The organism is Shigella sp. FJ200513, from assembly GCF_040495915.1.
Lineage (GTDB): Bacteria > Pseudomonadota > Gammaproteobacteria > Enterobacterales > Enterobacteriaceae > ECMA0423.
The window spans coordinates 1-4,939 of record NZ_JBDYCV010000173.1; the positions used below are offsets into that span (position 1 = coordinate 1).

5 protein-coding genes and 1 pseudogene are annotated in these 4,939 nt (G+C 48.1%); 1 reads left to right on the forward strand and 5 read right to left on the reverse strand.

Annotation, left to right across the window (positions count from 1 at the left end):
• On the forward strand, nucleotides 1-144 hold a 144-nt coding region (locus ABZJ92_RS20630), incomplete at its 5' end, for a DUF4376 domain-containing protein (RefSeq protein WP_166426882.1).
• 200 nt (nucleotides 145-344) lie between these two features.
• Here ABZJ92_RS20630 and sitD read toward each other — a convergent pair.
• The 5 genes and pseudogenes from sitD to ABZJ92_RS20655 form a co-directional block, all read right to left on the reverse strand.
• On the reverse strand, nucleotides 345-1,202 hold the full coding sequence (sitD, locus tag ABZJ92_RS20635; protein ID WP_000968134.1) for an iron/manganese ABC transporter permease subunit SitD: 858 nt from the start codon (nucleotides 1,200-1,202) through the stop codon (nucleotides 345-347).
• Nucleotides 1,199-2,056: an iron/manganese ABC transporter permease subunit SitC gene (gene sitC, locus ABZJ92_RS20640; RefSeq protein ID WP_001101728.1), complete on the reverse strand. Its 858-nt coding sequence runs from the start codon at nucleotides 2,054-2,056 to the stop codon at nucleotides 1,199-1,201. The genes sitD and sitC overlap by 4 nt, the downstream gene beginning before the upstream one ends.
• Entirely contained in the window at nucleotides 2,053-2,880 is an 828-nt protein-coding gene (gene sitB / locus ABZJ92_RS20645; RefSeq protein WP_000983722.1) for an iron/manganese ABC transporter ATP-binding protein SitB, read from the reverse strand. The genes sitC and sitB overlap by 4 nt, the downstream gene beginning before the upstream one ends.
• Nucleotides 2,880-3,794 (reverse strand): iron/manganese ABC transporter substrate-binding protein SitA, encoded by a 915-nt coding sequence (gene sitA / locus ABZJ92_RS20650; RefSeq protein WP_000555620.1) that lies wholly within the window; start codon nucleotides 3,792-3,794, stop codon nucleotides 2,880-2,882. Before sitA ends, sitB begins: the two co-directional genes overlap by 1 nt.
• Nucleotides 3,795-4,225: 431 nt before the next feature.
• Nucleotides 4,226-4,867: pseudogene (locus ABZJ92_RS20655) on the reverse strand (site-specific integrase); the annotation flags it as partial.
• Between the last annotated feature and the right edge of the window lie 72 nt (nucleotides 4,868-4,939).

A 4,939-nucleotide genomic window follows, 5' to 3' on the forward strand; every position in this document is an offset into this window, starting at 1 on the left:
CCGGAACTGGAAGAACTGGCGGCAGCAATGGTGCAGGCGCAGGTCGATCGCAACGATGAGATTTATCGCCGTCAGCGGGAGCTGAAGGAAGAGCTGAATAGTCTGAAGGATTTGAATTCGGTTAGGAATTTTATCGTGGAATAACAGAAGCTGCGGCACGTCGTATGCAGGAACGTGCCGCGGTTGGCTGGTAAACTTTCGATAGTGCGAGTATTGAATGATTTCTAGGCGTTATCGATTTTACGTATTTTTTGCATGATAGAATTCGTACCTCCTCCCAACGACCTTCCATGGCTTTCCGGACTTCTGTAGGCTGGCGGACGATGCTGTCCTCGGATGTTGTGCTAATTGGGTGATAACAGATCCTGTGTATGGGCGTTTCCCTTTGTGCGTGCGTTGATGCTGGTAACGGTAAACGTCATGATGAACACGACCGCGAATAAGACGACAATCGTCGGAGCTGGTGCGCTGTCGATAAAAAAGGACAGCCAGACACCAGTCATTGACACTATTACCGATATGCCAGTCGCCAGTAGGAGCGCAATATGAAAGCGTTGTGTCAGGAGTACTGCAATGGCGCCAGGCGCAATGAGCAGAGAAATAGAGAGAATGATACCTACTGCTTTCAGCGTCGCCACAATGGTCAGGGAAACCATGCACAGCAGCCCATAATGCAGCCATCTCGTATGCAAACCGCTTACCTGCGCCTGTTGATAATCAAAGCTGAACAGCAAAAAATCCCGCCATTTTACGCTAATAACAAGTGTAACCAGCCCGGCAATAATCACCGTCTGGATTATGTCGCCGATGGTTATCCCGAGCATGTCGCCGAAAAGAATATGGTCAAGATGTACGTCTGGTTTAATTGCAATATACAAGATCAGACCTGCGGCAAACATGCCAGAAAAAACAATCCCCATAACTGTATCTTGCTTGATTCGGCTGTTGTCTTTCAGGTATCCCGTCGCCACCGCGCAGAATACTCCGGCGACGAATGCCCCTGTAGCCAGAGGTAACCCCAGAATCCAGGTAAGCACGATGCCAGGAAAAACCGCATGACTCATCGCGTCACCCATCAGTGCCCAACCTTTCAGGACCAGAAAGACCGACAGCAGCGCACAGGGTATGGAAACTACCAGTGAAATCAGCAGTGCGTGACTCATAAAGGTGAACTGCAGTGGCTCCAGTAATAATGCCATCATGAGCGATCCTCCAGCGCTTTATGCGCACGCCGACGATTTGCCAAAAGTCCATGGGTGGGCGCAAATACAAATGCTAAAAGAAACAGCAGTGTCTGCGCCACCACGATGATTCCACCTGTCGCGCCGTCCAGAAAGTAACTGACCCACGCGCCGAGGAAACTGGTTACACTGCCAATAGTTACAGCAATTATGAGCAGGCGGGGAAAACGATCGGTTAACAACCATGCTGTTGCACCGGGAGTCACCACCAGACAGATCACCAGAAAGGCACCAACCGTTTGCAGCGCCGCAACGGTCGAAACCGACAGCAGGGTGAAGAAGAGGATTTTTAATCTGCCCGGATGTAATCCAATAGCACGGGCGTGATTCTCGTCGAAAAAGGTCACCATAAGATCTTTCCATTTGAAAAAAAGCACGATGATCGAGAGAATGCCAATGATAGTGAGTTGCAGGATATCCGCCGGATCGATTGCCAGAATATTGCCCAGGACGATGGTCTGAATGTTCACGGATGTCGGGTTCAATGACACCATAAACAGCCCCAGGCCAAAAAAGGACGAGAAGATCAGGCCGATGATGGCATCTTCTTTTAAGCGGGTGCGTTGGTTAAGAAACAGCATGCTGCCCGCTGCCAGTCCGCCGGAAAAGAAGGCTCCCAGAGAAAACGGAAGCCCCAGCATATATGCCCCCGCAACACCCGGGACAATAGAGTGCGACAGCGCATCGCCAATCAGCGACCAGCCTTTTAGCATCAGATAGCATGACAGGAAAGCGCAGAGACCGCCGACCATTGCCGAGACCCACATCGCATTGAGCATATATTCATAGCTGAAGGGTTCCAGTAGCACGTTCATCTTGCTTCCCTCTGCACCGCTGACGGTCGATGTGCCACAAAAGGGCGTTCATCGTCAGTAATAATGCTTTCTTCCGAGCCGTTAAGTGTGACATGGCGCAGTACGCCGCTAAAAGCCAGCTCCAGGTTCTCGGCTGTAAAAGTGGTGTCTGTCGGCCCGCTTGCCAGGACGGTGCCTTTGACCATGACCGTATAATCGCAAAATGTCGTGACTGAGCCGAGATTGTGCGTTGAGACAAGCATCGTTTTGCCTTCCGCGCGTAACTCCCTCAACAGGCTGATGATTTTCGCTTCGGTTTTCACATCAACGCCGGTAAAAGGTTCATCCAGCAGGATCACATCACCCTGCTGTGCAATTGCTCTCGCCAGAAAGACGCGTTTCTTTTGTCCACCGGAAAGCTCGCCGATTTGACGATGGCGAAAATCCACCATATCGACACGTTCCAGCGCATCGGTGACAATCTGACGATCCCTCTTTTTGGCTATACGCAACATACCCATATGCCCATAGCGGCCCATCATCACCACATCTTCCACCAGTACAGGAAATGACCAGTCAACCTCTTCTGACTGAGGGACGTAGGCAACCAGGTTTTTCTGTAGCGCCTGTCGCGTGGGAATACCCAGAACAGATATCTTTCCGCTGGTCAGACGCACAAATCCCATAATCGCTTTAAACAACGTCGATTTTCCGGAACCGTTTACCCCAACCAGAGCGGCAATAGATCCACTTGGTACTGTGAAGGATGCATCGCGCAGTGCTGTGTGCCCGTTACGCCAGGTGACAGTAACATCATTAACGACAATGCCTGCAGATTGCATCATTATTTCTCCCTTTTCCCGGCTTTAATTCCCTGTACCAGCGTACTGGTAGTAACCTTAAGAAGGTCGATATACGTAGGTACCGGGCCGTTTTCTGTGCTCAGGGAATCGACATAGAGCACACCGCCGTAGTGTGCGCCGGTTTCACGCGCAACCTGACGCGCTGGTTTATCGGAAATCGTACTCTCGCTAAAGACTGCCGGGATATGATTTTTCTTAACTATATCAACAACCTTACGTACCTGCTGCGGTGTTCCTTGTTGATCGGCATTAATCGGCCACAGATAAAGCTCTTTTAGCCCCAAATCGCGTGCGAGATAAGAAAAAGCCCCTTCACTGGTGACCATCCATCGCTGATTCTCAGGGAGTTCCGTAATCTGCTTACGCAGGGGGGCAAGGGTTTGGGTAATCTTGGCTTTATAAGTATCGGCATTACGTTGGTAGGTTTGTGCATTTGCCGGATCGTATTTTATCAACGCATCACGAATATTATCGACGTAAATCAGAGCATTATCTGGCGACATCCATGCATGGGGATTAGGTTTGCCCTCATAGGGTCCTTCGGTGATCCCTACTGGCGTCACACCCGAAGAGACAATTACTTCTGGAACCCCATTGAGATGCTGGTAAAAGCGTTGGAACCACAATTCCAGATTCATACCATTGGCGAGAATCAGTTGTGCCCCCTGCGCACGTTTAATATCGCCAGGGGTAGGCTGATACTCATGAATTTCTGCACCAGGCTTGGTTATGGATGAGACTTCTGCAGCATCTCCAGCCACGTTTTTGGCCATATCCGCGATGATGGTAAATGTTGTAATGACCTTGAATTTTTCAGTTGCACTTGCCTGAAATGCGATCGAGCAGGTGAGGGCGAGGCACCCCAAGAGCATGGTTACTTTTTTTATTGAGTGCATAATTTAGTACCTATAGTGAGCAAAATTAGAACAAACATAGCAACGGCTATGTTTTATAGCATAACCTATACAAAATGAAAATAATTATCATTAACAGCTTTGAGGCCTAAAACAGGGATTAGGTTGTTTCCTGCTGGCGACATGATATTGAGGAAAAAAGTAGAGCAGCTATTAGGCTTTGAAATGACTTTATGAGGAAAATTGTTGATGGCAAAAATGGGGCAAAAAAGAGTGGGTTATCGTAGCTTATTGTTGTCGCTGATAATGTTTAACATATTGAAAAATAAATAAAATACTTATGAGTCAGATAGTTGTGATTTTTGCCCTTACTTGTTCAGGTTGTATTGTTCTTTCTTTGTAATTTGTTGATTTTCTTGCATTATTTCAGTTCTCTGGTACTAAATGGGGCAAATTGGGGGCAAACTTTGCAACTACGATAACCGCGCATTCAACATGGCTATCTGTTCGTCGTTCATGTCATCAATCCACATACCGTAAATTTCATACACCATTTGCGCAGTTTCATGCCCCATCTGGCTGGCTATAAATGCCGGGTTCGCTCCTGCCGTCAACAGCCAGCAGGCAAAAGTATGTCGCGTATGGTACGGATTACGGCGGCGAATACCAGCACGTTTTACTGCTGCATTCCATCTTGTACCCAAACTGCTTACCGAGTAATAAGGTTTCTGTTTTTCGTTACACACCCTGGGCATGAAAACAAAATGCAGTTTTTGTTTTTCAGTTCTGCCGTACTCCCGATGATAAAAAGTGATTTCGCTTTTGCGATGATGCCCGGTCAGTTTGTATTGCTCCTTCAGTGCTTCAAGAGCCGGCTGCAGTAATGCTACCGTCCGGATCCCGGCATTTGTTTTTGGGGGACCGAACATATCAAGTATCGTCAGGTTTCTTCTGACATTCACAATTCCCTTCTCGAAATCCACATCCTCCCACGCCAGAGCTGCCAGTTCCCCGTGACGAAGCCCGGAGTAAACGGCAAATTTCCACAAGTTTTGGCTCTGTCCTTTTTCACTTTCCATTAATGCATTGAATTCTGTTTTAGATAACGGGTCAGGTAATGCTGCCAACTTACTGATTTAGTGTATGATGGTGATTTTAAGGTGCTTGCGTGGCTTCCATTTCCATCA

Coding starts and splice junctions, on each gene's coding strand:
- sitD (WP_000968134.1), bottom strand. CDS start 1,202: ATGATGGCATTATTACTGGAGCCACTGCAGTTCACCTTTATGAGTCAC.
- sitC (WP_001101728.1), bottom strand. CDS start 2,056: ATGAACGTGCTACTGGAACCCTTCAGCTATGAATATATGCTCAATGCG.
- sitB (WP_000983722.1), bottom strand. CDS start 2,880: ATGATGCAATCTGCAGGCATTGTCGTTAATGATGTTACTGTCACCTGG.
- sitA (WP_000555620.1), bottom strand. CDS start 3,794: ATGCACTCAATAAAAAAAGTAACCATGCTCTTGGGGTGCCTCGCCCTC.